The organism is Anabaena sp. FACHB-1391, assembly GCF_014696755.1.
Lineage (GTDB): Bacteria > Cyanobacteriota > Cyanobacteriia > Cyanobacteriales > Nostocaceae > Dolichospermum > Dolichospermum planctonicum.
The window spans coordinates 26219-51532 of the sequence record NZ_JACJQS010000024.1 but is presented as its reverse complement, the minus strand read 5'-3'; the positions used below and the strand labels follow the sequence as shown (position 1 = coordinate 51532).

Annotated in this window: 27 protein-coding genes and 1 other RNA gene; 13 read left to right on the top strand and 15 right to left on the bottom strand. The window is 37.5% G+C overall.

Annotation, left to right across the window (positions count from 1 at the left end; all coding sequences use genetic code 11):
* Positions 1–113 precede the first annotated feature (113 nt).
* A complete protein-coding gene (petH, locus tag H6F62_RS12900) occupies positions 114–1547 on the bottom strand; it encodes a ferredoxin--NADP reductase (RefSeq protein ID WP_137908254.1) in 1434 nt (477 codons plus the stop codon).
* A gap of 826 nt (positions 1548–2373) precedes the next feature.
* On the opposite strand from petH, the gene H6F62_RS12895 reads away from it, so the two are divergent.
* Positions 2374–3378: a phosphoribulokinase gene (locus tag H6F62_RS12895; protein WP_137908255.1), complete on the top strand. Its 1005-nt coding sequence runs from the start codon at positions 2374–2376 to the stop codon at positions 3376–3378.
* Positions 3379–3521: 143 nt separating this feature from the next.
* On the opposite strand, the gene H6F62_RS12890 is transcribed toward H6F62_RS12895, so the two are convergent.
* A complete protein-coding gene (locus H6F62_RS12890; RefSeq protein ID WP_028083119.1) occupies positions 3522–3770 on the bottom strand; it encodes a Ycf34 family protein in 249 nt (82 codons plus the stop codon).
* Positions 3771–3863: 93 nt separating this feature from the next.
* Here H6F62_RS12890 and H6F62_RS12885 point away from each other — a divergent pair, with 93 nt between their 5' ends.
* From H6F62_RS12885 to H6F62_RS12875, 3 genes are all read left to right on the top strand, one after another.
* On the top strand, positions 3864–5135 hold the full coding sequence (locus H6F62_RS12885) for a CCA tRNA nucleotidyltransferase (RefSeq protein ID WP_137908256.1): 1272 nt from the start codon (positions 3864–3866) through the stop codon (positions 5133–5135).
* 53 nt (positions 5136–5188) lie between these two features.
* Positions 5189–5986, top strand: a complete 798-nt coding sequence (locus H6F62_RS12880) for a Tab2/Atab2 family RNA-binding protein (RefSeq protein WP_190372214.1) — start codon at positions 5189–5191, stop codon at positions 5984–5986.
* 93 nt (positions 5987–6079) lie between these two features.
* Positions 6080–6832 (top strand): metallophosphoesterase family protein, encoded by a 753-nt coding sequence (locus H6F62_RS12875; protein ID WP_137908258.1) that lies wholly within the window; start codon positions 6080–6082, stop codon positions 6830–6832.
* An 82-nt stretch (positions 6833–6914) separates the two neighbouring features.
* Here the strand turns inward: H6F62_RS12875 and H6F62_RS12870 are convergent, their stop codons facing one another.
* Positions 6915–7895, bottom strand: a complete 981-nt coding sequence (locus tag H6F62_RS12870) for a helix-turn-helix domain-containing protein (protein WP_190372213.1) — start codon at positions 7893–7895, stop codon at positions 6915–6917.
* A gap of 84 nt (positions 7896–7979) precedes the next feature.
* On the bottom strand, positions 7980–8960 hold the full coding sequence (locus H6F62_RS12865) for a helix-turn-helix domain-containing protein (protein ID WP_190372212.1): 981 nt from the start codon (positions 8958–8960) through the stop codon (positions 7980–7982).
* 362 nt (positions 8961–9322) lie between these two features.
* On the opposite strand from H6F62_RS12865, the gene H6F62_RS21220 reads away from it, so the two are divergent.
* Together H6F62_RS21220 and H6F62_RS12855 are read left to right on the top strand one after the other, a co-directional pair.
* Positions 9323–10540 carry a septal ring lytic transglycosylase RlpA family protein gene (locus H6F62_RS21220; RefSeq protein ID WP_277878595.1) on the top strand — a complete coding sequence of 406 codons (1218 nt, stop codon included), beginning with the start codon at positions 9323–9325 and terminating at the stop codon, positions 10538–10540.
* A 992-nt stretch (positions 10541–11532) separates the two neighbouring features.
* On the top strand, positions 11533–12357 hold the full coding sequence (locus H6F62_RS12855) for a hypothetical protein (protein ID WP_190372211.1): 825 nt from the start codon (positions 11533–11535) through the stop codon (positions 12355–12357).
* Here H6F62_RS12855 and plsY read toward each other — a convergent pair.
* The 6 genes from plsY to H6F62_RS12830 form a co-directional block, all read right to left on the bottom strand.
* Entirely contained in the window at positions 12350–13036 is a 687-nt protein-coding gene (gene plsY / locus H6F62_RS12850) for a glycerol-3-phosphate 1-O-acyltransferase PlsY (RefSeq protein ID WP_190372210.1), read from the bottom strand. The two genes, H6F62_RS12855 and plsY, sit on opposite strands and share 8 nt — an antisense overlap.
* Before the next feature lie 49 nt (positions 13037–13085).
* Positions 13086–14273, bottom strand: coding sequence for a DUF3086 domain-containing protein (locus H6F62_RS12845; RefSeq protein WP_137908264.1), 1188 nt, complete (start codon positions 14271–14273; stop codon positions 13086–13088).
* A 145-nt stretch (positions 14274–14418) separates the two neighbouring features.
* Positions 14419–14808 (bottom strand): DUF3119 family protein, encoded by a 390-nt coding sequence (locus tag H6F62_RS12840; protein WP_137908265.1) that lies wholly within the window; start codon positions 14806–14808, stop codon positions 14419–14421.
* A 41-nt stretch (positions 14809–14849) separates the two neighbouring features.
* Positions 14850–15614 (bottom strand): MlaE family lipid ABC transporter permease subunit, encoded by a 765-nt coding sequence (locus H6F62_RS12835; RefSeq protein ID WP_137908266.1) that lies wholly within the window; start codon positions 15612–15614, stop codon positions 14850–14852.
* A 108-nt stretch (positions 15615–15722) separates the two neighbouring features.
* Positions 15723–15851, bottom strand: coding sequence for a hypothetical protein (locus H6F62_RS21215; RefSeq protein WP_255501572.1), 129 nt, complete (start codon positions 15849–15851; stop codon positions 15723–15725).
* A gap of 266 nt (positions 15852–16117) precedes the next feature.
* Complete coding sequence (locus H6F62_RS12830; RefSeq protein WP_162501194.1) at positions 16118–16273, bottom strand: hypothetical protein; 156 nt, start codon at positions 16271–16273, stop codon at positions 16118–16120.
* A 76-nt stretch (positions 16274–16349) separates the two neighbouring features.
* Here H6F62_RS12830 and H6F62_RS12825 point away from each other — a divergent pair, with 76 nt between their 5' ends.
* From H6F62_RS12825 to H6F62_RS12800, 6 genes are all read left to right on the top strand, one after another.
* Positions 16350–16634: a hypothetical protein gene (locus tag H6F62_RS12825; RefSeq protein ID WP_137908267.1), complete on the top strand. Its 285-nt coding sequence runs from the start codon at positions 16350–16352 to the stop codon at positions 16632–16634.
* 338 nt (positions 16635–16972) lie between these two features.
* A complete protein-coding gene (locus H6F62_RS12820) occupies positions 16973–17134 on the top strand; it encodes a MerR family DNA-binding transcriptional regulator (protein ID WP_236097134.1) in 162 nt (53 codons plus the stop codon).
* A 23-nt stretch (positions 17135–17157) separates the two neighbouring features.
* Positions 17158–17664, top strand: a complete 507-nt coding sequence (locus H6F62_RS12815) for a transposase (RefSeq protein WP_242026005.1) — start codon at positions 17158–17160, stop codon at positions 17662–17664.
* Positions 17665–17833: 169 nt separating this feature from the next.
* The gene (gene sppA, locus H6F62_RS12810) at positions 17834–18655 is read left to right on the top strand and encodes a signal peptide peptidase SppA (protein WP_137908268.1); all 822 of its coding nucleotides are present in this window, start codon (positions 17834–17836) and stop codon (positions 18653–18655) included.
* Positions 18656–18717: 62 nt separating this feature from the next.
* Positions 18718–19131, top strand: coding sequence for a chorismate mutase (aroH, locus tag H6F62_RS12805; RefSeq protein WP_137908269.1), 414 nt, complete (start codon positions 18718–18720; stop codon positions 19129–19131).
* A 40-nt stretch (positions 19132–19171) separates the two neighbouring features.
* Complete coding sequence (locus tag H6F62_RS12800; protein WP_137908270.1) at positions 19172–19459, top strand: hypothetical protein; 288 nt, start codon at positions 19172–19174, stop codon at positions 19457–19459.
* 395 nt (positions 19460–19854) lie between these two features.
* Here the strand turns inward: H6F62_RS12800 and H6F62_RS12795 are convergent, their stop codons facing one another.
* Positions 19855–21096 carry a tetratricopeptide repeat protein gene (locus H6F62_RS12795; protein ID WP_190372209.1) on the bottom strand — a complete coding sequence of 414 codons (1242 nt, stop codon included), beginning with the start codon at positions 21094–21096 and terminating at the stop codon, positions 19855–19857.
* 150 nt (positions 21097–21246) lie between these two features.
* Here H6F62_RS12795 and H6F62_RS12790 point away from each other — a divergent pair, with 150 nt between their 5' ends.
* Positions 21247–22029, top strand: coding sequence for a phosphate ABC transporter ATP-binding protein (locus H6F62_RS12790; protein ID WP_137908272.1), 783 nt, complete (start codon positions 21247–21249; stop codon positions 22027–22029).
* A gap of 177 nt (positions 22030–22206) precedes the next feature.
* Here the strand turns inward: H6F62_RS12790 and H6F62_RS12785 are convergent, their stop codons facing one another.
* The 4 genes from H6F62_RS12785 to H6F62_RS12770 form a co-directional block, all read right to left on the bottom strand.
* Entirely contained in the window at positions 22207–22773 is a 567-nt protein-coding gene (locus H6F62_RS12785) for an NUDIX hydrolase (RefSeq protein ID WP_137908273.1), read from the bottom strand.
* Between the two features lie 181 nt (positions 22774–22954).
* Positions 22955–23139, bottom strand: a non-coding RNA gene (gene ssrS / locus H6F62_RS12780) — 6S RNA.
* Between the two features lie 134 nt (positions 23140–23273).
* Complete coding sequence (locus H6F62_RS12775; RefSeq protein ID WP_190372208.1) at positions 23274–24419, bottom strand: 5-(carboxyamino)imidazole ribonucleotide synthase; 1146 nt, start codon at positions 24417–24419, stop codon at positions 23274–23276.
* Positions 24410–24898, bottom strand: coding sequence for a pentapeptide repeat-containing protein (locus H6F62_RS12770; protein WP_190372207.1), 489 nt, complete (start codon positions 24896–24898; stop codon positions 24410–24412). Before H6F62_RS12770 ends, H6F62_RS12775 begins: the two co-directional genes overlap by 10 nt.
* Positions 24899–25314: the final 416 nt, after the last annotated feature.

Here is a 25314-nt window from a genome sequence, read left to right as displayed (position 1 = left end):
AATATAGAATAAAACAATTGTAGGCAGAGCATAAGCCCTACCTACTAATTATCTTCTTTTAATTGTCCAATGACCAATGACTAATAACCAATGACCAATGACCAATGACTAAATTAGTATGTTTCCACGTGCCAGCGGTGAGCTTTTTTCATGTCTTTTTGGTAATCACTCCAGCTTACACCTTCTTTGGCCGCCGCAGCGCTTAAAGCGGCATCAATGCCATCTTCCATACCGCGCAAACCACAGATATAAGTGTGGGTTTTGGGATTTTTAATCAATTGCCACAATTCATCAGCGTGTTCCGCTACACGGTCTTGGATGTACATTCTACCACCTTGGGGGTTATTTTGTTCCCGGCTGATAGCATAAGTAAGACGGAAGTTTTGAGGATATTTCTCCTGCATTGCTTCCAATTCTTCTTTATAAAGAATATTGGGAGATGTTGGTACACCAAACAGCAACCAGGAAAATCCTTTAAATTGATATTCTGGGTTAGCTTTTCTTTCTGCGTCCTTAAACATCCGCCACAAGTAAGTCCGCATAGGCGCAATACCTGTACCTGTTGCTAACATAATTATATTAGCTTCTGGATCTTCAGGCAACAACATTTCTTTACCAACAGGACCTGTGATTTTGACATCATCACCTGGTTTGATTTTAGTCAGATAGGTAGAACAAACACCATAAACTGTTTCACCAGTTTCGGGATGCTTGTACTCTAGCTGACGAACACACAAGGATATTGTTTTGTCATCTAGATTATCTCCGTGACGAGTCGAAGCAATCGAGTAAAGTCTTAGTTTTTCAGGCTTACCGTTTTTATCCAGACCAGGAGGGATAATCCCGATACTTTGACCTTCTAGATATCTTAAGTCACCAGTAGATATATCAAATTTGAGGTGCTGAACAATACCGATTCCGCCCTCTTTAACTAATGTTTCATTAGAGATACACTTACCAATAAACGGAGCGTTAGGACGATAAATGTTCACAGGAACGTCAGCATGGGCATCTTTTTTTGCTTTTGCTTGAGTCATGGTGTTGCTTTTTTTCTCCTTGGCCGATGATTTAGCAAAGCCTTTCGCCTCACTAGGATTAATCACAGGTGTGGCTTTACCATGTTCCTCGTTATTAGCATTCACCTCAGCTTTCACTTCTGTACTAACTTTAGTTTCGGCAGTTACCAATTCAGCTTTGTCATTGACTGTCTCTGAATCTGTACTAACTGCAACATCAGTTATACTAACCGCTACATCAGCCGTACTAACTGCAACATCATCTGTTACCAATTTAACTTGGCGATTGACTTGCTGTAAAGCTGTAACAGGTTGAATACTAACAATTTTACCACCTAAGCGAGTGATCCGTCGCATTTCTTGATTCATGCGGTTGTAAGGTACTCTGATGAATACACTGCCACTTTCACGAATTTGGTAGTTGGTTTGATCAGTTTCTTGACTCTGACGCAGACCTATCACTTCGTAAACGAAGACGCGGCTACCTGATTCTATATTGGCAGCACCCTCAACAGCACCTTGATTGTACATTCCTTCTACCACTCCGATATTTACTTAACCGTTTATCAAAAAATCATTCCCATCCTGATGCGAGCTTTAGTTTACCGGATTTTCGGATCACAAAACTGGCCATCTGGGAAAACGACATCATTATTAATTTTAATTAATTGTGATGCCGGCTCACACTCGCCCAAGACCAGTAGGCATGGCAAAAAACACACCTGTTCACCTTCTAAGTTAGAGGATAAGTCCGGGCGAGAATGTTAATAGTGAATCACTTTAATCTTTTTTTCTCGAACTATATAGTTTTAGGTTGATGAAAAAACATTTTACAGCATCTTGATACTGCAAAAACCCTGAACATGAGGACAAGCCCCTGCATTTGTTAAAATGTCCCTATGGCGTACATTATAACTTTGTCTGGATATTCCCCTAAAACCACTTATCCTATCCTACCATGACAGTGTTAACATACTTCATGATTATAAATTTCTAGAGATTTTTTCTAGAGATCTTTTGATTTCTGATTAAGTCTCGAAAAAATTGTATCATCTATGGCAGAATGTTAAGCAGACAACTGCTAAGGGAACTAGATTCTTTCTCAGGGTAAATCTTGTGAAAGTACACTCCCTTCTGTTAAAATCTAGTGCAACACTAAGATTAAATACTTACCAGCGATAAAACTAGGCTCATTCGGACGAGTAACTGCCATTAGCTTACACGTTATCCGTTGAAAGAAAGTCATCGTTATCCTGGATAGCCAGAACCTAAGGGTGTACCATAAGTGTAAGCCCCTGGATTCAAAATCTGTTGTGAGAAAAATTATTGATTGACATTTAGTATTTAGAGAGGATTTATGACAAGTAAGCCGGAACGTGTGGTACTAATTGGAGTAGCAGGAGACTCTGGGTGCGGTAAATCTACGTTTTTACGTCGCTTGATTGATTTATTTGGTGAAGAATTTATGACAGTTATCTGTTTAGATGACTATCATTGCCTAGATCGGAAACAGCGTAAACAAACAGGCATAACCGCCCTTGACCCAAGAGCAAACAATTTTGACTTGATGTATGAGCAAATTAAAGCTCTCAAAGAAGGTCAAACAATTAATAAACCGATTTATAATCACGAAACTGGCAATATCGACCCACCAGAAATAGTCAAGCCAAACCATATTATCGTAGTGGAAGGGCTGCATCCTTTATATGATGAAAGAGTTAGAGAACTCCTGGACTTCAGTGTTTACTTTGATATCAGTGATGAAGTCAAAATCGCCTGGAAAATTCAACGGGATATGGCCGAAAGAGGCCACCGCTATGAAGATGTTCTCGCACAAATCAATTCTCGGAAACCTGATTTTGAGAAATTTATCGAACCACAAAGAGAATTTGCAGACGTGGTTCTACAAGTATTACCCACCAACTTGATTAAAAACGATACAGAGCGTAAAGTTTTACGGGTACGGATGTTACAACGGGAAGGAAAAGAAGGCTTTGAACCAAGTTACCTATTTGACGAAGGTTCAACAATTCAGTGGACTCCTTGCGGACGCAAACTAACCTGTTCTTACCCAGGTATGCAACTGTACTATGGTTTTGATGTTTACTATGGTCGTTACGTCTCAGTTCTAGAAGTAGACGGTCAATTTGACAACCTCGATGAAGTAATTTACATCGAAACCCATTTAAGTAAAACTTCTACCAAGTATCAAGGTGAGATGACTCATTTATTACTGCAACACCGCGAATACCCCGGTTCTAACAATGGTACTGGTTTATTCCAAGTATTGACAGGCTTGAAAATGCGTGCTGCTTATGAACGCTTAACAGCTAAAGAAGCAAAACTAGCTGTTGAAGTCTAAAGAAGTTTAAAATAGTAGTATTTGCGTGATAAATAGGGAGGGACATTTTAAATTGTTTCCTCCTTGATCAAAATCTTACCCTGGGCGCCTCTGCGTGAGAAAAAATCATACTTTAATTTACCAAAGTCCAAAGTCCCAAATACCTAAGTCGGGACTAATTCACCAGGACGCAATTTAGACCATTTACCTATTTCGGGTTGGAAACTAAGACAACCAACAACATCCCATTCCATTTCAATTATCTCTCCCTGTGTGCGAATATTAACATTAATGGTGGGTTCGTGAGGATCAAAATCTGGTGTCTCCGTCAAGTGTAACTGTTGGTGCTGGGTTTCTACGGCGTTGTAGGTAACACAGCGGTCTACATAGTGGCAATTCACACAAATACACATATTAGAACCAACTCTCAAAACCTTTATAGTTAATATATATAGTTAATATAGCTCAGTCCAAAATAATCAGCATTAGTTATAAGGTTGATTTTGATGACAATATCCGAATTAGTTGCTTCTCGTCTATCTCCTGAAAATTGGCCTTTTAGTTGGGAATATTTGCCACAACCCGTTTATATGGTTGGTGGTGCGGTTCGTGATGGGATTTTGGGTAGAATGCGGGAATATATGGATTTGGATTTCATTATCCCATTAAATGCGGTACAGGTGGCAAAAAAGATTGCTCAACGTTATCAAGCTGGTTTTGTGTTACTTGACGCTGAAAGACAAATTGCGCGTGTCGTGTTTCCCGAAGCTACCGTTGATTTTGCTCAACAGGAGGGGGAAAGTCTCATTAATGATTTATATAGGCGAGATTTTACTATTAATGCGATCGCTTTTAATCCCCATACACAAGAAATTATTGATCCTCTTACAGGTTATAAAGACATAGAATCTGGTATTTTACGCATGATATCACCTGTCAATCTGCAAAATGATCCTTTGCGGTTAATGCGGGCTTATCGTCAAGCTGCTCAACTGGATTTTACTATTGAACCAGTTACTCAAGATACTATTCGCAGTTTAGCAACAAGTATTAGTCAAGTAGCAGCGGAAAGAGTACGGGTAGAAATTGGTTATTTATTAGCCAGTGGTCAAAGCACATTTTGGTTAAATACGGCTTGGAAAGATGGTGTTTTAACTAATTTATTCAAAAATGCTACTGATAAAAGTTTTATTAAATTAAATGCGATTGATACAGCATTTGCTTTAATTAGTCAAAAATGGCAGAAACTAGGCCAAGAATTAACTAAATATGTCCGTAATACAGTCAAAACTTCTTGGTTAAGTATTGCTAAACTTGCTTGTCTTGTTCATTCCCACCCAGAAACCGCTGAAATAGAACTACAAAAACTTACCTACAGTCGCGCAGAAATTCGCGCGGTAACAACCGCATTAAGATTATTTCCAGAAATAAAAGCAGAAAATATGTCTTTGCGGAAACAGTATTTTCTCTTTCGGGAAATGGGAATTTTATTTCCGGCGGTGTTAGTATTAGCTTTGGCAAATGATATTATAGACAAAGGTACGTTTTCCGAAAGTATGTTTCTTACTTATGAACCTTTAATCAAACGTTATCTTAACCCGAATGACGCAGTTGCACATCCTATTCCTTTACTCACTGGTAAAGAAATTATGACAGAATTAAAAATTCCCGCTTCACCATTGGTAGGGGAATTATTAATGGAAATTGGTGTTGCTCAAGCTCAAGGGAAAATTTCTACAGTAGAAGCAGCTATAGAATTAGCCAAAAATTTAGTTTAATTTAGTTTAGTTCAGGTTTAAATTTGATTTGTTTAAGTTCGATGGGGTAAAAAATGGGTTTGATTTGGCAGGCTGATTTTTATCGTAGTCCGCTGAAAAATGCTGAAGGGCAGATACTATGGGAATTATTAGTTTGTGATCAAACTCGCAGTTTTGAGTATATAGCGAGTTGTCCCCAATCACAAGCTAATTCTACTTGGGTTACTCAACAATTACAATTAGCAGCTAAGGAAAATGTACCAGATATCATTCAAGTATTTCGTCCTCAGTCTTTAAGTTTAATAGAAACTGCGGGCAATAATTTAGGTATCAAGGTTGAAGCTACTCGGAGAACTTTGGCGTTAAAACAGTGGTTAGCATTCAAGCAATATCCTATAATTGTAGATAAACCACCTCCAGTACCATTACCAGAAAATCTCTGGGGGGAAAAATGGCGTTTTGCGACCATTCTAGCTGGTGATATTGTAGATGAGTTTATAGAACGGCCAATTCCTATTTTCCAAATACCAGAATTTCTCAAACCGATAAATCTAGGTTTGGCTTCTACAGTTCCTATACCTGGTGTAATTATCTATGGTGGAAGACACTCCATGAGTTTAGCACGGTGGTTGCACAAAAGCAACCCTGTCTCATTAAACTACATGAATGGTACACCTGATGGTTTGATTTTAGAAGCTAGTTTAGTAGATAGATGGATTTTAGCGACTTTTGCAGATGAGGAGGCTAGTGCTGGGGGGAAGTTGTATGAAGAACGTAAACAGCTAAGTCAGGGCTTACATTTTTTGCTAGTGCAACCAGATGATTCGGGAATGACTTACACTGGTTTGTGGTTATTGCAGCAAGAGGAGTAAACAGTTAAAACTGTTTTCTCTGGGAAACTAGACCAACAAGAATGTAGTCAAAATAACCAGTTAATTTATTTAATTTATTTAGGCTAGAAACAGATGAGCGAAATTAGTCAGCGTAGGGTTATTATCGGTGATGTACATGGACACTATCAAGGTTTGATGTTATTGCTAAAGCAAATAGAACCCGCATCAGCAGATCAAATATATTTTTTAGGAGATTTAATTGATCGTGGTCCGCAAAGCGCGGAGGTAGTAGATTTTGTTAAAGAAAATAACTACCCTTGTTTACTAGGTAATCATGAGCAGATGTTATTAGAGATCATGACAGGTAAAAATACTCAGTCAACCAGTATGCAAGGATGGTTATATAATGGAGGACAGGCTACGGTTGCTAGTTATCGGTCTGGGAAAATTCCCCAAGGGGATTTAGATTGGTTTGAAAGTTTACCCACATATCTGGATTTGGGAGATTTTTGGTTAACTCATGCAGGTGTTAATCCTAACAAAACTGTAGCAGAACAAACACTTAACGAACTGTGTTGGATCAGAGGAGAGTTTCACAGTATGAATAAACCATATTTCCCAGATAAAATGATTATAGCCGGTCATACTATAACTTTTACCTTACCTGGTGTTGTTCCCGGTAATTTAGCCCAGGGACAGGGTTGGATAGATATTGATACTGGTGCTTATCATCCTCGTAGTGGTTGGTTAACTGGACTGGATATTACAAATAAATTAGTGTATCAGGCTAATGTATTTAGTCACGCAGTACGAACTCTACCATGGAAAGACGCAATTACAATGATTGAGCCAAAGGAATTAATAAGTAACCGTCGTCATAGGTAAAGGACTTTCCTGCTTTTCCTGCCTGGCGCCTAACCTTAGGTATCTATAAGAGAAATTGCGCGAAACAAAAACCGTCCTTCATTTACCGGCAAAATCGCTGTAATGTGTTTAATGGTGACTCACCAAACATTTCCTTATAATCTTTAGCAAAATATGCAGCATTCCCAAATCCCCACTCCTGAGCCACCTCCATCACTGTTTTTGTATTCGTGTTAGGATTCATTAAAGCGTGGCGTACCCCATTCAGCCGTTGAATTTTGATATAGGCCATGGGACTGATACCAAAAACTTCCTGAAACCCACAAGATAAGGCAGTACTGCTAGTTTCTAATTCGTTACATAGTTTTTGTAGTGTTAAAGGTTTATCTTTATAGGACTTAGAAATTTCTTCCGCTTTCTTAACCAGAGAATAACGACGAAAGGGTTTTAATATGCGTGGTTTTTTTTGGGCATTCCTACCGAAGGTATTAATTAGCAATGGCAAGAAATCCTCCCTTATTAATGATTGCATCTGTGATTGCATTAACAATGCTGGTTGATTATTGAATACATGAGTAATTTCTTGATAGAAAGCCTTGAGAGGTCGCAATGATGCAGGGTGTAGACGCATAGCATTTTGTTTGAGAGCTTTTTCCCCCTGTTGGTATCCCATTTGTTCGTATAAGGTATGAAAAGCCCGCGCATTCACACTAGCTATGACCAGATGAACATCTTTGCTAACAACTACATCTACTTCCCTAGTAGGGTCAAAACCAAATATATCATGGTTTTGAATAACGCAACCGTGAGCGCTTACTTGTGTCAACTTGGGTTGAAATGCCAACGAAAAGCCGATATCATCAACAGATTTCGTACCAGTAGCTTGAGTAGATTGATTTTGATGCAGGTGAGTAAACTTCAAATCTCCAAAGTCCGCAAAATTAATAGTTCCTAGAAAACCTCCTGGGCTTAATTGACTACCTTCTTTGATACTCAGCGGTTTTATGGCTTGTGCAAATTTATATGTATCATCAAACTGGCGAGTAAAAACCAGCGAATTACCATGAAGATTCTGTTCAGACATAGATTTACATCTCTTACACCTCCCATAATACTATAACTCCCAGATCCCCGATTTTTTAGAGAAGTCGGGTTGGAAACGATTTGATTATTGCAAATTACCTCGCAACGTTTTTGATGGTAACTCACCAAACATATCCTTATAATCCTTAGCAAAATGTGAAGCATTCCAAAATCCCCACTCCTGAGCCACATTCATCACCGTTATTGTGTTCGGATGATCACTCATTAAAGCCCGGCGTACCCCATTCAGCCGTTGAATTTTGATATAAGCCATGGGACTGATACCAAAAACTTCCTGAAACCCACAAGATAAGGCACTACTGCTAGTTTCTAATTCCTCACATAGTTTTTGTAGTGTTAAAGGTTTATCTTTATAGGATCTAGAAATTTCTTCCGCTTTCCTGACCAGGGAATAACGACGGAATGGTCTTAATATGCGTTGTTTTTTTTGGGCGTTCCTACCGAAAGTATTAATTAGTAATGGTAAAAAATCTTCCCTTATTATTGATTGCATCTGTGATTGCATCAATAATGATGGTTGGGTACTCAATATATGAGTAATTTCTTGATAGTAAGCCTTGAGAGGTCGCAATGATGAGGGATGTAAACTCAGAGCATTATGTTGGAAAACCTTTTGTCCCATTTCGTATCCCATTTGTTCACATAGGGTACGGAAAGCCAGTCCATTCACACTGGCCATGATCAGATGAACGTCTTTGCTAACAACTACATCTACTTCCCTAGTGGAATCGAAACCAAATATATCATATTTTCCAACAGCACAACCATGAGAGCTTACTTGTATCAACTTGGGGTGAAATGCCAACACAAAGGAGATATCATCAGTAGATTTCATGCCAGTGGCTTTAGCAACTTGATTTTGATATACGTGAGTAAACTTCAAATCTCCAAACTCCGTAAAATTAATAGTTCCTAGAAAGCCCCCTGGGCTTAATTGATTACCTTCTTTGATATTCAGAGGTTTTATGGCTTGTGCAAACCTATCTGGGTCATTAAACTGGTGAGTCACTACCACAGAATTGCCATGGGAATTTTCTTCAGACATAGATTAAGGGATTAACGCTGAGTAATTTAACGTGAAATGTAGTTTGAGTGAGTATCAAGCAGATAAATTTAATTATACCACCAGTAATAGCGTTTTTTTTACATACAAAAAAGTGGGAATTTTGGAATATTCATTAACAATAAATAACTATATAGTTGTTATTGCTGAGTAAACAATACCAGAACTTACACAACTAGCACATTGGTAAAGTGTATCAAAGGGCAAAAATCTGGTAAATAAACGGATTATTGATATCTGATGCACCCTACAATAGATTTTTGGTGTGACACTTGCGTAAGTCCTAGTTTAATCTGGGCATATTTACCCATAAATTTGGCATCTAATTTCACAATAACTAAACTATGATATCAAACGGAATACTATGGTTAACATCCTTTACGGGTGGTACCGTCATGTTGACAGCTTTACCCATGGGGTTGGCATCCCCAACACAATTTACAGCTAATTTAGTCAAGGATCAGGATCAATTTTTGACAAATGCTCAACAACATAAAAATGCTTGGCAAAAAATCTTCATATCCAAAACTCGCTTCACTTTTGATTGGATAAATAAACAATTATCATCACATCGAGATACCGCCACTATCCCAGATTTGACAACATTCAAGGCCAAAGAAACAAAATTTTGTTCCCCTGTGCCAGAAAATATAGCTGCACAAACTCCCTGGAAAAATATTACTAACTCTGTACTAGTTAAATTCACCCAGTTTAGTGTTCCCAAACTCGATTTTTCACCTCCTACCCTTGTGCGATCGCTCCAAAGCTTCTTTAATGTCATTAACAATCCAGTAGAGCAAAATGGCAGTTACGATTATGCACCAGTATTAATTGTCAAGCGTAGTGTATCCAATTATGAAGTATGGGTTAATAACAACTTTGTTGCTAGACTCCCTGATCGCATTACAGCTAATGCTTTACAAAACCGCTTACAGCAATTAGTGAAATCACCAAAAGTAGAACCTACAGAAATACAACCCGGTTTAGTGGATAAAACTCCGTCCCTCATGGTAGGTACTCGCTTACTATTTGCAATTGAACGAAAACTGTCCGCTCAACTTGGTCGCAGTGGTGACATATTAGCCCTGGAATGGACTAACAATCTCCGCATAGCCCTGCATACCGAACCCTTGACGCTAATACAAGGACAAATGGCAATGTATGGATTAGAGTCTTCAACCACAAAACTTTCTGGATTAGCTTCTTGGTATGGCGGCTATTTTCATGGTCGCTTAACAGCAAATGGTGAAATATATAATCAAGATGATTTCACAGTTGCCCATCGTACCCTACCTTTTAATACATACTTAAAAGTCACAAACTTAGAAAATAATAAATCCGTAATTGTGCGTGTTAATGACCGTGGCCCCTACATTGCACCCAGAAGCCTAGATTTATCTCGAACAGCGGCTCGTTGTCTCGATAGTGAACATACTGGAGTCGTAGCTTATCAAGCTGTGGTTTTACAACAAAACGCGCCACAAATGACTTTAAAACCATTGTCACCAAAAACCCAAGATCTGGCTAATACAAAAAGCGAGATCTTGGTTTTTCAATTTTAGTAAAAATCATCCTCAGATCCCCAACTTATTGAAGATGTCGGGGATCTATTTGTTGATACAGCAGTTCCCGATCTTATGAAGTACAGATATTAACAATAAAACTCTTGTGGTGCGGGCATCTTGCCTGCACAAAGTGTACTTCACTCAAGCTCAACTTGCTGTATCTGATGTACCCGGCAATAGATTTTTGGTGTGACACTTGCGTAAGTCCTACTGATGAGGAAATATTTTAAGAAATATTTATAGCCAGACTTATAGCAAGACTGATAGCAAGGCATAGATTAGGGGATTAAAGCCGAGTAATTTAACGTGAGCTGTAGTTTGAGTGAGTATCGAGCAGATAAATCTAATTATTCCACCAATAATAGCGTTTTTTTACCTACGAAAAAGTGGGAATTTTGGAATATTCATTGAAAGTACATAACTATATACTTCTAGATACTTAGCAAACAATAGATTTTAGGAGTTACGCATTGACAAAAAAACTAATCCATATCCTATGACGATGATTAATACCTTCTTTAGTAAAAGTATCAATTATTCTATTCTCACCCAAGCTAGTATGTACATAAGTAAGCATATTTTGGTGGATTTTCATGGCACTTGCAAAAAATTACGAATTTAAGGAAGTTAATGACATTTATGCCAAGTTAATTTTTTTTTCACAAATGGCTACAACCAGTTCATAGCATGATTTCCAGAATTATTCTTGATGAACTTGACTTAACTTTGTTAAATACACACATACTGTGCAGAATTGGACTAATAATATAAGGACTATTTAAGTAGGTTGGCGTTAAAAATTGTCGTTATGACAAGGGAACTCTTAACTGAGAACAGGGAGCAGGGAAGAGGTTTTGGGCAACTTGACTTTTCGTTACTTATGTCGGTTTTTTTCCGTTCACCTACTTATAGTTGATACAGATGATGGTTAATTTGGGTAGTGCGTAACGTAAGTCATAGATTTTTTTATCACAAAGACAACTAAAATTATGGCTGACCAATTTGAATGGCAATTCCATTTTCATAACTTTAACGAACATAATCTGCACGTGCGAGTGCATCATGACTGTGGTACAAAAGATCCCTGGCATGATGGCCGTCCTGGTTGTTGGGAATATAATTTACCCTATTCTCCCACAGGTAGCCTTGAAGGAGTATTTAGACCCGGTAAATGGGTGAGAAACTTTCATGACTGGTGGGATATAATCAAAGACGGGCTAAAGCTAAATTTAGATTTAGGAATATTGTTCACCGTACCTGAACCAAAAATTGATGATCTAGCTGATGTAGTATCCAATGTTTTTGGCATCGAAAGGGACATCATTGAGGCTTTGATTCGGGATATGAACGACGAAGAGATACAGCAAATACTAAATACTGCTTACCAATCCCTCGACCAAACCTGTAAAGATAATTACATGGATCCTGCTATTGTTCGACAAATGGCTAAAGACATGGATCTAGATCCCAACGCTTGGGGAATTATCGCAGGAACAACCTACAGACACTATATTTGGCATAACAGTAGTCCTCTAGTTAATCATCATGGTTGGAGTGTATTTCGTAGTTGGGGACAAAAAAACACAAACAAGAACAACTTGTTTATAGCTGAAGCCTGTTTTATTGATAAAGGACACCTCATTTATCCCTGTGATGTTTATCCTTGTGATGGAGGTGATCACCCTAAATACGGAAATACGTTCTGGCAATTTTGGAGTGGTTACTATAAACACTATAAAAATGTCTCTTTTGGAAATGTTATGGTAATTGAGGATTGCAAAACCATGACAACTTTTTCAGCAGACTCTAACTAGTTTGTTGAGTTTGTGTTTCTACTTTCTGTCCAATTTTCGGTTCTGTACCCGCAATTAATCGCTCAATATTACTGCGATGACGGATAATTATATATAAACCTCCAGCAAGACCGAGAATAATGTAGGCTAAAGGTTGATGAAAAATTACCATAAAAATAGAAACAGCCACAGCCCCAGAAATAGAACTTAAAGAAACAATTCTAGAAATAGCAATGACGACAGCAAAAACTCCCAATGTTGATAATCCTACTTGCCAATTTATCGCTAATAAAATTCCCACACCAGTAGCCACAGATTTACCACCCGTAAAGCCGAGAAAGACTGATTTACTATGTCCTAAAAGGGCAGCTAACCCAGCCAAAGTGACTAAGTAAGGTTGCCAAATTTCGATATTTATAGTTGGTGGTATTGGTATTAAATTACGAACAGAAGCAATATTAAATAAAGCGTAAACTAGATTTATTGCTAATACTCCCTTCAAAGCATCAATTAATAAGACAAATGCCCCTGGACCTTTACCCAAAGTGCGTAAAACATTAGTTGCACCAGTTGAACCAGAACCAACTTCTCGAATATCAATACCTTTTAATAGCTTACCCGCTAGATATCCAGTTGGAAAAGAACCAAATAAGTAAGCTAATAAAACCACTACACCACACAAAGTTAACCACATAAACATAAAATAACAACTAACAACTGACCACTAACAACTGACCAATGACAACTAACTAAAAATCATCATCAAGATCCCTATTTTTCATAGTTTTCGGGTCAGGAGCAAAAGCCAACCACAAAGGAAATTGTAGCAGACCTAAACTAATTTGTTCCTCAGAATCATCAATAATAATTAAAGGCATTTCATTGGCTTTAACTAATCTATCAGCTTTCTGAGCTAAGGCATTCGGTGCTTCAAATAATACCACACCTCTATCCGGTCCAAAATCAGAACGACCAATACCCAAACAATCTTGTAAACCCCTTCGCCATTCGCCTAAGCGTTCCGGTGTATTAGCTAAAATCAAAGTTCGTAAGCGATCGCCATATAGTTCATGTAATATGGAAATTGCCGAAGAAGCAATTAAAATATTTTGTAAGCGGCTACCCATTGTCCGCAAAGCACCCCGTCCCCCCAGGGTAAACAGCCAATTTGACAGTTTTTCCGCGTGAATTGGTTCAAAAGTGCGGCGTAACTGCCAAGGTGGTCCATAATAGTCTGGTTGGTTGCGATATTGGTCAAGTAAGCGGCGGATTTTTTTCGTACTATCCTGAAACTGCTGTTGTCCCAGTTGTGGAACTTCTAACTGTTCCTTCATAGATTTTACTTCCTTGGGTGCCGGCTTTTCCCGTTCCTTCACAGGTGGCAAAAGCTGCATTTGTTCCGCTGCTGCCGCCAAATCTTGTAAACTACCTGTAAGATAGTCCTTAAAACCCTGTACCCGAATTGCTATATCTTGAGATGTACCAGCAAAACTAGTCCGCATTTCCTTGCGAATTCGTTCTTGACGACGTTCTAATTGTTCTACAGAAATCTGTAAAACTTGTTTGCGTTGTTCCAACTGTGATAAAGATTCTTGGACAACCTGGGAAAGTGCGGTTTGAGTTACACTTATTTGCGTCTGAAGAGTTTTATATGTAACTTCCAATTGACCAATTTCTGCTTTTAAGTCCGATTTAACTTGCTGCAATTGGTTTACTTGTGCCGCCGCTTGTGTATTTAATAAATTTAAGTTTTCCGCTGTTAATGTTGTTGAGTCAATAGTATCTGAATTAAAAACAATTTCCTGTGTTGATACTTGAGCTTCTAATTCTAAATCAGCCAGTAGGGTTTCTGGTGGTTCATTTCCAGGAGGTTGAACTGGTATTTGTTCCAACCACTCGTCTATTGGCTCTGGAGTTTGGGATTCCTCTAAGTTCATAAAATAAATAATAATCTAAATTTTCAGTCTTGGCAAATGGAAACATATAATTCCGTCAAAAAAGTATTACCTTTGTGTCTTTGCTCCTTTGCGCCTTGGCGCGAAAAAAAATTAATATAATTAAAATATAATTAAATTGATTAGATTAATCAATTCGTGGACAACGTTGTTCCAAGCAAGATTTTAAGGTTTTAGGGTCAAATAAAATTGGTAAAAAGTGAATACTATTAATTTCCTTAAAATATAACAAAATAGGCACAGGATGCCAAAATATCCGCCAATTTTGCCATTCTTGGTAAGGAAAACGACGAATTAACTTTTCTCCTCTATACAGATCGAAATCAGTAGCAGTAAATTTAAACTTGAGTGTTACAGCTTGCAACATCAAAAACAAACCCAATAGCGTTAATATAGCCCCTATCCAGGGTTGTATTAACAGCATAGGAATAGCAACAATGACCAAGACAAGAGGAATATTGTAACTTGGTTGTAATTCTACCGTTGAAGTGGCGTTAGGCGTGAATGAACTGGTCAAAATCTGTTCTCCTTATTGACGTTAACCCTGCTCCCTGCAAATTATGCTGAACCCTGAAACATAATCCAAGAGAGAAAGAAGTTACTAATAAATATAACTAATAAAGCAGTGACAACAGCAGTTGTAGTTGATTGTCCCACACCTTTAGCGCCTCCGGTGGTTGTTAGACCCCAACTACAGCCGATAACAGCAATTAAGACCCCAAAACAAGAGGCTTTAATCATAGCATTGCCAATATCCCACATATCGAGAAAGTCACGGGCTGAGTCTAGGAATACCGTATCTGAAAGGTTGTAAATACGGGTAGCTATTAACAAACCTCCAGACATTCCTGTCACCAAGGATAGTAAAGTTAAAATAGGCAGCATAATGAAGCAAGCCAAAAGACGGGGAATGACGAGATAATCAATAGGATCTGTTTTTAACATTAACAGCGCGTCTATTTGTTCTGTAACTTTCATAGTTCCAATCTCAGCCGCAAAAGCCGAACCCACTCGTCCTGCTAAAATTACTGCTGTTAATACCGGAGTCAGTTCCCTAGTCAATGCTACCGCTAAAACGCCACCAACGAGGTTTCCCGCGCCAAAATTAATAAACTCCCTTGCTACTTGAATTGTAAATACAGCACCCACAAATATAGCTGTTAATAAGGCAATAAAGAAAGAGTCTGGCCCAACTATTGCTAATTGTTCTAAGGTATTGCGACGGTGAATTTTGCCTCGGAGGAGGTGAACCAAGACTTGTCCACCTAAAAAAATCGCGGCCAGCAATCGCTGACTCCATGATTCTAAACTGGATTTAGCCATATATATCTAAAATAGTAAATCCTGATATAGTGTAACGCAGCATTGTCAAGGATTCTGTGCGTTACGGATTTCATCAATCACGCACCGGTACAAAAAAGCTAACTAATGCTAACAATAGTCAGTTTTTTCTTCCTGCTTCATTCTAGAAGTGTCGGCACTATCTAGTCCACAGGCTAACACGGTCAACCTGACCGCTTCTTTTTCTAAATTAATCGCAGCATAGTAGAGATGTTCCATGGAACGTCTCTACAAGGGTTTGAAACTGGTTTTGGTTTTGGTTTTGGTTTTGGTTTCAGGTAACTTGTAGTACGTAAGTCATGAGATTATTAACTTAGTTTACAGCTTTTCTCATAAAATTAAGCAGGTTTTTACAGCGTTTTTACTTCTAGTCAACTGCACACTGAGATGTATTTCCTTGTGATTTCAGGGTTTTACAGATTTTCAACATCAAAAAATAGCCAATGCACTTGGGATAACTATTACCCGTGTAATTTAATGAAAACTTAAGATTCTTGACGAAATGAAGATTTAAGAGCGATCGCCAGTATTGTAGAAAGTAGCGGATAAAATTGTGGGCATTGCTCAATTGGAGTACGAAATTGAAAAATTTGCAATCTCCAACTTTGGGGCTTTGCTGTTTGCGATTCTGCGTGAAACATAATTCATGCGGCTATTACCATTACACAAAGCCAATTTTCGCCGCTGACTCCAGTTACACACTAACCTGGTCTGACAATGAACTTTTTCCGTTCCCTGGTCTTAACCACCATTTTTAGTTTTATTGCCCCCATATTCCTATTTGGTGGTATACTTTTGGTTTTATCAGTTTTTAGTTACATTCCTGGTCTACAGGGGATGATTACCGATATCTCAGTACAAGTAATACATTTTCTGGATACTTTTGGTAGTGGTAGTTCCCTCAACGGTCTATTGATAATTAGTTTAACTTGTGGTTTTGTCGGAGCGTTGTTTGATACTTACGTTTATTATCGTTCTCAAATTCTCCGTACTGACTCTTAAAACTCAAGACAGCATTGAGTTAAGTCTAAAAATGACACAATCACAAAATCAGTAATATGACTGGTGAAATGTGGCTAAATATTTCTATTTTTGTTAAAAGTTATTAGCCTTGTGCTGAGAACTGGTATTTTTAATGTCAATAATATTGACAATTAGCAAATTTTCGTTAAACTTTGCTTTTCGTACCTTTACGATACCAAATAAAACTACACACAAAATCTAAAAATTTCCTTAAGCTTTTCCAGAGTGGTTTATTTGGCGACTTTTATCAGAACTAGTTAACTAGTTAACTAGTTAATTATTTGCTAACTTTCCCCAACTTATGCTATACTTCTTTGATGGCATACATACCACTCCCAAAAGCGGTCGAATTTCTGGGATTGCATCCAAACACCTTGAGGCGATATGCAGATGAAGGGAAAATCAAAAGCATTAAAAACCCGGCAGGACAAAGATTGTATGATATTGTTTTGGATGGTTGGGAGAAAATGCTAACCTGAAAATTCAAAAACTTTGTTTTAAATTGGATAAATTAATTAGTAAAATATCCAAAGCAAAGAGCCAACAGAAGAAAAGATTAAAGAATGCAGCAACTCGACTACGGGGAAAAATCAAATATCTGGTAGATGAGTTGCACAAAAAAACAGCTAGATTTTTAGTTAATAATTTCGATGTGATTTTACTTCCTACTTTTGAGACATCTATTATGTCCAAAAAAGCCAAAAGAAGAATCAGGTCTAAATCAGTTCGACAGATGCTGACTTTAAGTCATTACAAATTCAAGCAATTCATTAAGCATAAAGCTAATGAGTTCAACAAAATAGTAATTGATGTTAATGAAGCATATACTTCAAAAACAGTAAGTTGGACTGGCGAAATTATCAGTAATCTAGAAGGATCTAAAATCATCAAATCTCGGATGGATAATAGAACTATGAACCGAGATTTGAATGGTGCGCGAGGAATTTATCTTCGTGTATTGGTTGATACGCCTTGGTTGAGAGACAATCTCAACTTATGTATTTGTTAGCATTAGTTAGCAAAAAAGTATCGGTAAAAAGAATATTTGTAAAAAGAATATTTATTGTTAGTTTTGCCTCCTGGTTTTCGATTGTTTGAGTAAGTCAAGCCCGTGAGGTTAAGGCTTTTTGGTTCTATATTAAAGATATTCAGAAAATTAGAAACTTATTTGATTGCTCATGATTTGGCCATTTAAGCCCAACTTTCGGAAACAAATTGCACGGATTGAAGTTAGCGGTGCGATCGCTGGTACAACCCGTAGACACGTACTAGAAGCATTAAAAACTGTAGAAGAAAGTAAATTTCCGGCCTTACTCCTACGCATTGATAGTCCTGGGGGTACAGTAGGGGACTCTCAAGAAATCTATAGTGCTTTGAAGAGATTGAGTAAAAAAACCAAAATTGTCGCCAGTTTTGGCAACATTTCCGCCTCTGGTGGTGTTTATATTGGTATGGGTGCAGAACATATTATGGCGAACCCAGGGACGATTACAGGGAGTATTGGCGTGATTTTGCGGGGTAATAACCTGGAGGTGTTACTGGAAAAAATTGGTGTTTCCTTTAAAGTGATTAAATCAGGACCATATAAAGATATATTAGCTTTTGATCGGGAACTAACAGAACCGGAGCAAACTATTTTGCAAGAATTGATTGATTATAGCTATCAACAATTTGTAGAAACGGTAGCAGAGGCGCGTTCACTGTCTGTAGAAAAAGTTAAAAGCTTTGCTGACGGTCGAATTTTCACCGGACAGCAGGCCTTAGAATTGGGTGTGGTAGACCGTTTAGGGACAGAAGAAGATGCAAGACGTTGGACAGCGGAATTAATAGGACTTGATCCGGAAAAAACTCTTTGCTATACGCTAGAGGAGCGAAAACCATTATTGAGTCGTGTATTATCGGGAAACAGTCAAGCTAAATCGGTTATTGGTGCGGGAATTGATTGGTTAGAATTTGAAATGTCTACAAGTGGTTTACCCATGTGGTTATACCGCCCATAGTCAATTTAATAGTCAGTGGTCAATTGACAACTGACAACTGACAAATAAGGAGGATTTTGGTAGTGAAATGGCAAATGCGAGCAATTCGTGGTGCAACAACTGTTGCAGAAAACAGCATCGAAGCAATTAGAGACTCAGTGACAGAATTATTAGATGAATTAGAACAAAGAAATAAATTGCAACCGGAGGATATGATTAGTGTGACTTTTTCCGTGACCAAGGATTTAGATGCTATTTTCCCAGCAGCGATCGCTCGCAGTCGGCCTTTGTGGGATAATGTAGTCATGTTAGATGTGCAACAAATGCACGTGGAGGGAAGTTTACCGCGTTGTATTCGCTTTCTCATTCACGCCAATTTACCAGTTTCTCAGCCAATTCACCATATTTATTTACGTCAAGCGGCTAAACTACGTCCAGATTGGAGTTTACCCCAAACGTTACAAACTACACAGCACGTCATGGAGACAAAAGTTTAAAATTAGCAGGTCAATAATATTATGTCAAAGTTAGCACTAAATGAGCTATTACAGTGGTGACGCGGCTGCTCAACCTGCTGCCATTGGTGGGAGTATTTTCACCTATCGAGGAACGGGTATATGTATAAAACTAGATACTTTTTTGAATATTCTTGCCAAAGGTGAAGAGCCGCTTGTAATTGTCACAAATGAAGGTTATTTCACAAAAATATATAAGTATGTGACAGCGTACAAGGGGTTTGTATTTTTTACAGAGTCCTTGGATAAGTTGGAGTTTGGTAGTAATATTGAGGTGATTTACGCCCAGAGTTTAAGTACGGATATTTGAAGTGACAATTGTTCTTAATTTGATGAATCCAACCATTTAAAAACTGGTTTATAACCTGTTATTACAGCACCCAATAGACCTAAAATATGCTTGAAAAAATCTCAGACAAAACTCTCTTAATTATGTCCGCATTATGTCCGCATTATGTCCACAATTTCTTCAATTTTTGATTATGAATTAAGCCTTGAGAGCTATTTACCTATAATAATCATCATTAATAAATACATTTTTTTCAGACATAAATACAGTAATTATGTCCTAACTCTTAGATCAAACCACTTGATTATCTAAAATTAATTAGTAAAAATATAAATAAGTCTAACATCTTGTAGGCTCTCTTGGTGACAACTTAACCTTATCCAATGTCCAGAGTCCGCGTGAGCGGACTTTTTTATTTATCCTGATATCCTTGAGATTTTTATCTGAGTTTTTAACTTTTCAATTTGTTTAGTAAAGTATGATTCTTGGTATTTAAGCTCTTGGGCTATTTCTAATCCTTTCTCAAATGCTGTTAATGCTTTTGCGTATTCTCGCTGTTCTAAATACAAATTACCAATTTGATCATAAGCCGACATTAAACCATAAAAATTGTTAGCTAATGTTTCTGTTTCAATAAGAATTTTGCTAGTTTCTAAAGCTGCGGTGATTTGTTTTTGGGAACGGTAAAGAGCAATTAATTTATTTAATGCTTCTCCAGCCCTAGCGTACTGTTCTAATTTCCATGCAATAGTATAAGCTTCTTGATAATTATCAAAAGCCTGTTGTCTGAAATTCGGGTTTTCTTTAGCTAAAAATTCATAATTTGCAGCTATGGCTAATTTCAAAGTTGGAATTTGAGTCAAATTCTGTTCATTAGTGGAAATTTCCACTAATTTATTCAATATATCTATTGCTGGTTGGTGTTGTTTTCCTTGAGTGTAGATATAAGCTAACTGTTGTAAATATGCTAATTCATTAGTTTTATTACCTTGATTAATTGCCAAATTTAACAACTTTTGGTAAACATTAGCAGCTTGATTATAATCAAACCAACTTAAATGTAATTCGCCAATATTCTTTAAAGTTTCTATTTCTGCAAATGAATCTTGTTGCTGTTTTCCTAAAATCAGAATTTGTTCATAAGCTGATATTGCTAATTTATAAAGACGAAGTTTTTGATAAGCATTAGCTAGGGATTTCCATAATTGTAAATCAGTGCTTTTTTGTTTGAGCATATCGCTTTGAATCACTTGCAATCGCTGACTAATATATTGCACCTCTTCCCGTTCATTTTCATTGACAGAAATTTCTCCTACCCGTGATAAAGCTTCCACTTCAGCCAATGGACCTAAAAACCGTCTTAATCTTAATTCACGGTTCCACATCTCAAAAGCTTTCTTATTATCTTCTCCTTGTAATATCTTCTGTGCTTCTTGATTTAACTCATCTAAATCCGTCTTTAATTTTTGTAATTCTACTGGTGTTAATTCCCGTTTATTTGCTAAATTTGGTAATAGTGGGTCTGGAGTAGTTATTTCCAAAGGACTGGGAGGAAATTTATCCAAATTTTCAAATTTTTTATCCTTTGCTAGGGTGCCAAAAATAGACAAATGCCAGAAAATAACAGTAGTAATGATTAAAATAAAACGTTGTAACATGATAAGTTTGCCTTTATTGGATTAATTTAAGCGTGGTACTGATGATATAGCCGATAAATAAAGAATACAACTTAGGTTATAATCAAATATAAAGTTTTACAAGTATTCTGACTCGGTAACTCTCGACTACTGATTCCTTTTTTCATGCACATGAGTAAAATAATTCCTGCCATTAGTGTCAAAAACTTTAGTTTTTACTACGACAAGAAAAAAATTCTTGACAATGTATCCATGGATATTCCGCAAAATAAAATCATTGCCATTATTGGACCTAGTGGTTGTGGTAAGTCTACCTTTTTAAAATCTCTTAATCGCATGAGTGACTTAGAGGGAGAAGTTAAAACGGAAGGAAGAATAGAATTTTTTGGACAAAATATTTATGAACGACGAATTAATGTTAATCGTCTGCGTCGTCAAATTAGTACAATCTACTCTACACCTAATCTCTTCCCTATTAGCATTTATGATAATATTGCTTATGGTGTAAAATTAACAGGATGGCGACCAAAATCAGAATTAGATGATATTGTTGAGTTAGCTCTAAAAGCTGCTGATATTTGGGAAGAGGTCAAAAATAAGCTGCATAAATCTGCTTTAGAACTAGGTTGTGGACAACAACAGCGTCTTTGTATTGCTCGCGCTTTAGCCGTCAAACCCCAAGTTATGCTCATGGATGAACTTTGTTGTGGACTTGATACCATGAACACCATGAAAATTCAAGAACTAATTGAGTGTTTGCGTTCTGAACTGACAATTATATTTATCTCTCACAATATGCAGCAAGTCTCTCGACTTGCAGATTTTACAGCCCTGTTTGAATATAATGAAAATCATATTGGCCAATTAAGAGAATTTGCACCCACCAAAAAAATCTTGACTCAATATATAGATTATCGAGTCCGTGATTATGTTGGCAGTTATTCAAGATATTAAGTCAATTTTTGAGAAATTTACAGCAGTTTCCAATATTATAACTTGCAGATATTAATGATAAAAATCTTGTGGTGCGGGCATCTTGCCCGCTAAAAGTGTACCTTGGATGACTACACCACGCGGGCTATCAGATAAAATCCGCTGTAAAATTAAGTTAAGACTTCAAAATTCCCGATTCTATTGGATTGTGATCTCAGAAGCTAAAAATGAACGCAACAAGAAAAAACTGGCAATAGATTTAGCATCTACAAATTCTCCTGTCAAAATGGCTGTTTCTAATTCTTGAGGAGTGAGTAATACCGTTTCGATATCTTCATCTTCATCTTTTGCTGGTGGTATTTCCAGCTTTTGTAAATCTCTAGCGATAAAAGCATAGATGACTTCATCGGAATAACCAGGAGCAAGAAAAAACTCCCCTAGTTTATCCCACTGACGAGCATGATAGCCGGTTTCTTCTTCAATTTCCCGTTTCACAGTCTCTAAAGGACTTTCATTGGGTTCTACAGTACCAGCAGGAAACTCTAACAATCTTCCCTGGACTGCAAAGCGATATTGACGCACAAGTACAAGCTTACCATCTGCGGTCATAGGTATAGCCAAAGCGCCGCCGGGATGACGAATACATTCCCATTCCCCTTCTGATTTGTTGGGTAAACGCAAACGATTAACTTCAAAGTTAAATTTGCGCCCTTTATAAAACAAGCGCTGCTTCAGCAACTGTGGTAATTCTCTACCTAATGGCATAGTCAGGTTCTATTAGTTGTCAATATAAAGAATTTATACGGGGCTTTTTTTTGTGATCAGTTCTTTTTAGACTAAAAAAATGGTAATTTTTTTACATCCTTACTTTCTGGAAGAGAGTAGGGAGTAATTATGAAAAATGAAAAAGCTCCCCGGTTTTTTCAACTGGGGGGCTAAAATTTTGTAGTTCACCACAACGCCGTTTTACCTAAGTTTATGACCTGGTTAAACCAGGTGGGAACCGAGGTTTCTCATTTAAAGTTTCCGGGTACAAGCCCGGTATACTGCCATGAGAAGTATTTAGCTCCCTTGTTGTTAAAGACATAGATCAAAAAACTTGATGGCAGTCACCAATCGTCGTAGTGGAACTAACTTATTATAGCCTTGAAAAATAGTTTGTGTGTTTATTCTAGAAAATTTTGACAAAGTTAGCCTGTGGATTAGATAGTGCCGACACTACTAGGGTGAAGCAGGAAGAAAAAGCCGACTTTTGTTAGCATTAGTTAGCTTTTTTGGATCGGATACCAGATGGATTCAATTTTGTGTATAATGTCGTTGATTGCACTGCGATTGTTTCGCGCTAATAAAACGGTGATATGTCCTAGTTTACGTCCCGGACGAGCTTCTGTTTTACCGTACCAGTGAACGGTAGCTTGGGGAATCTCTGCTAGTTGTTGACGTTGTTTTTGGTAGTCGCAATGGCTGGTTTCATATCCTAGTAAGTTAACCATCACAGCACTAGCACAATTTAATGTAGTATTGGTTAGTTGTAAACCACACACGGCTCTGAGGTGTTGTTCAAATTGAGAGGTTTCACAAGCGTCAAGGGAAAAATGTCCAGAGTTGTGGGTGCGTGGTGCTATTTCATTGACTAGGATTTTCCCCTCAGCGGTGAGAAATAGTTCTATACCGAAAACTCCTACATATTCCAGGCTATTTAATAGTTTATGGGCGATCGCTTCAATTTGTAAATTTTGTTCTTTAGTAATTGTAGCAGGTGCAATTACCCATCTACAAACCTGTTCTTTTTGGAGAGTCTCTACCGTTGGATAGATGACAATTTCCCCATTTACAGAACGTGCTGCAATGATAGCCAGTTCTTTTGTAAAAGGTATAAATTCTTCAACCAAAAACTGGGCGTTGCTGTGATTAATTATTTTTGATAAAGTTACAAAATCGGGAATGATAAAAGTTCCTTGACCATCATATCCATGTCTGCGGGTTTTGAGAACCAGGGGAAAACCCAAGTTTTCTACTTGTGATTCTACCTCTTTTTCCCTTGACAAGGCAAAAAACTGGGGAACTGGTAAACCTAAATCTTGTAAATAGCAACGTTGCTCATATTTATCTAATAAAGGTGCTAAAGCTGCTAAATTAGGGCGAAAGCAAACACCATTTTTTTCTAAAAGTGATAAAGCGGTGAGGTTAACAAACTCATTTTCAAAGGTAATAATATCACACTTTGTAGCTAAAATTTCTGTGGCGGCGGCTTCATCAACTGCGGCCAAAATGCTATCTTGGGCAATGGATACAGCTGGATCATTTTGACTAGGAGTTTGGACTATTAATTCTACTCCCAGCTTATTTGCTGCATCTCCCATCATCCAAGCCAGTTGTCCACCACCGATTATACCAAGTTTCATTGACATCCTAAGGAATCACGAGTTTCTACACCAGTCTGGGAATTTACACCACTGGCTTTTTGACATAGCTCTTTAATTTGCGCTTTATCTAGAATTGCGTCTGTAAAATCCGCACCTGTGATGTTAACATCCGTAAATATAGTACGGAGTAAAAGAGTTTCCTTTAAAACAGCATCAGTTAAATCAGCACCTATTAATTTTACCCCATCAACCATGGCATTTGTCAAATCTGCCCCATGTAAATTTGCTTTTGTCATTACTGAAGCACTTAAAACTGCTCCTCGCAAGTCAGCGATCGTAAAGTTAGCCATTTCCAAGTTAGCGTTAGAAAATTCCGCTGCTTGTAAACTTTGTCTAGAAAAGTCTTGTCTTGACAATTCTGCATTACTAAAAGACAGAGGATGAGTCCAGTCTGCTAATGCGGGCTGTGAAAAGCACCAAATCATAAGTACCAAAATCAATCCTAAGCATTTTTGCCAAAACATATTTTATCAGTCCAAGTTACTATGATCTAGTTTAATCTGCTCCTGGGTAATTGGTAATGGCTAATTGGGTGAATTTTGGGCAGGGCTTAATATTTTGTCATAAATTTTTGAGCGATTACTATATTCTCTAAATTGGTGAAGATTGGATAATTAGGCGATTAGGACTTGAGTATTTACAATTGTTCATAAAGTTCGATGATAAGTAAAGTTTATTATCTTTTCAATTATCACAGGTCGAACAAGTGTTAGTCTGTTAATCATGGTCATAGCTGTAGGAGCGAAGTTGCCAATATGTACATAATGTTTAATAGATATGTAGAATGATGGACTTAAATTTAATGTTATTGCTAACAGTTATCTGACTAATACCAAATCAAGATGAAGCTGCATAGAATCAGGTTTAAAGAATAATTAAC

Bases quoted from the DNA above. Each gene is read 5' to 3' on its own strand.
- petH (WP_137908254.1), bottom strand. From the start codon at position 1,547: ATGTACAATCAAGGTGCTGTTGAGGGTGCTGCCAATATAGAATCAGGT.
- H6F62_RS12895 (WP_137908255.1), top strand. From the start codon at position 2,374: ATGACAAGTAAGCCGGAACGTGTGGTACTAATTGGAGTAGCAGGAGAC.
- H6F62_RS12890 (WP_028083119.1), bottom strand. From the start codon at position 3,770: ATGTGTATTTGTGTGAATTGCCACTATGTAGACCGCTGTGTTACCTAC.
- H6F62_RS12885 (WP_137908256.1), top strand. From the start codon at position 3,864: ATGACAATATCCGAATTAGTTGCTTCTCGTCTATCTCCTGAAAATTGG.
- H6F62_RS12880 (WP_190372214.1), top strand. From the start codon at position 5,189: ATGGGTTTGATTTGGCAGGCTGATTTTTATCGTAGTCCGCTGAAAAAT.
- H6F62_RS12875 (WP_137908258.1), top strand. From the start codon at position 6,080: ATGAGCGAAATTAGTCAGCGTAGGGTTATTATCGGTGATGTACATGGA.
- H6F62_RS12870 (WP_190372213.1), bottom strand. From the start codon at position 7,895: ATGTCTGAACAGAATCTTCATGGTAATTCGCTGGTTTTTACTCGCCAG.
- H6F62_RS12865 (WP_190372212.1), bottom strand. From the start codon at position 8,960: ATGTCTGAAGAAAATTCCCATGGCAATTCTGTGGTAGTGACTCACCAG.
- H6F62_RS21220 (WP_277878595.1), top strand. From the start codon at position 9,323: ATGATATCAAACGGAATACTATGGTTAACATCCTTTACGGGTGGTACC.
- H6F62_RS12855 (WP_190372211.1), top strand. From the start codon at position 11,533: ATGGCTGACCAATTTGAATGGCAATTCCATTTTCATAACTTTAACGAA.
- plsY (WP_190372210.1), bottom strand. From the start codon at position 13,036: ATGTTTATGTGGTTAACTTTGTGTGGTGTAGTGGTTTTATTAGCTTAC.
- H6F62_RS12845 (WP_137908264.1), bottom strand. From the start codon at position 14,273: ATGAACTTAGAGGAATCCCAAACTCCAGAGCCAATAGACGAGTGGTTG.
- H6F62_RS12835 (WP_137908266.1), bottom strand. From the start codon at position 15,614: ATGGCTAAATCCAGTTTAGAATCATGGAGTCAGCGATTGCTGGCCGCG.
- H6F62_RS21215 (WP_255501572.1), bottom strand. From the start codon at position 15,851: ATGGAACATCTCTACTATGCTGCGATTAATTTAGAAAAAGAAGCGGTC.
- H6F62_RS12830 (WP_162501194.1), bottom strand. From the start codon at position 16,273: ATGTTTCACGCAGAATCGCAAACAGCAAAGCCCCAAAGTTGGAGATTG.
- H6F62_RS12825 (WP_137908267.1), top strand. From the start codon at position 16,350: ATGAACTTTTTCCGTTCCCTGGTCTTAACCACCATTTTTAGTTTTATT.
- H6F62_RS12820 (WP_236097134.1), top strand. From the start codon at position 16,973: ATGGCATACATACCACTCCCAAAAGCGGTCGAATTTCTGGGATTGCAT.
- sppA (WP_137908268.1), top strand. From the start codon at position 17,834: ATGATTTGGCCATTTAAGCCCAACTTTCGGAAACAAATTGCACGGATT.
- H6F62_RS12800 (WP_137908270.1), top strand. From the start codon at position 19,172: ATGAGCTATTACAGTGGTGACGCGGCTGCTCAACCTGCTGCCATTGGT.
- H6F62_RS12795 (WP_190372209.1), bottom strand. From the start codon at position 21,096: ATGTTACAACGTTTTATTTTAATCATTACTACTGTTATTTTCTGGCAT.
- H6F62_RS12790 (WP_137908272.1), top strand. From the start codon at position 21,247: ATGAGTAAAATAATTCCTGCCATTAGTGTCAAAAACTTTAGTTTTTAC.
- H6F62_RS12785 (WP_137908273.1), bottom strand. From the start codon at position 22,773: ATGCCATTAGGTAGAGAATTACCACAGTTGCTGAAGCAGCGCTTGTTT.
- H6F62_RS12775 (WP_190372208.1), bottom strand. From the start codon at position 24,419: ATGTCAATGAAACTTGGTATAATCGGTGGTGGACAACTGGCTTGGATG.
- H6F62_RS12770 (WP_190372207.1), bottom strand. From the start codon at position 24,898: ATGTTTTGGCAAAAATGCTTAGGATTGATTTTGGTACTTATGATTTGG.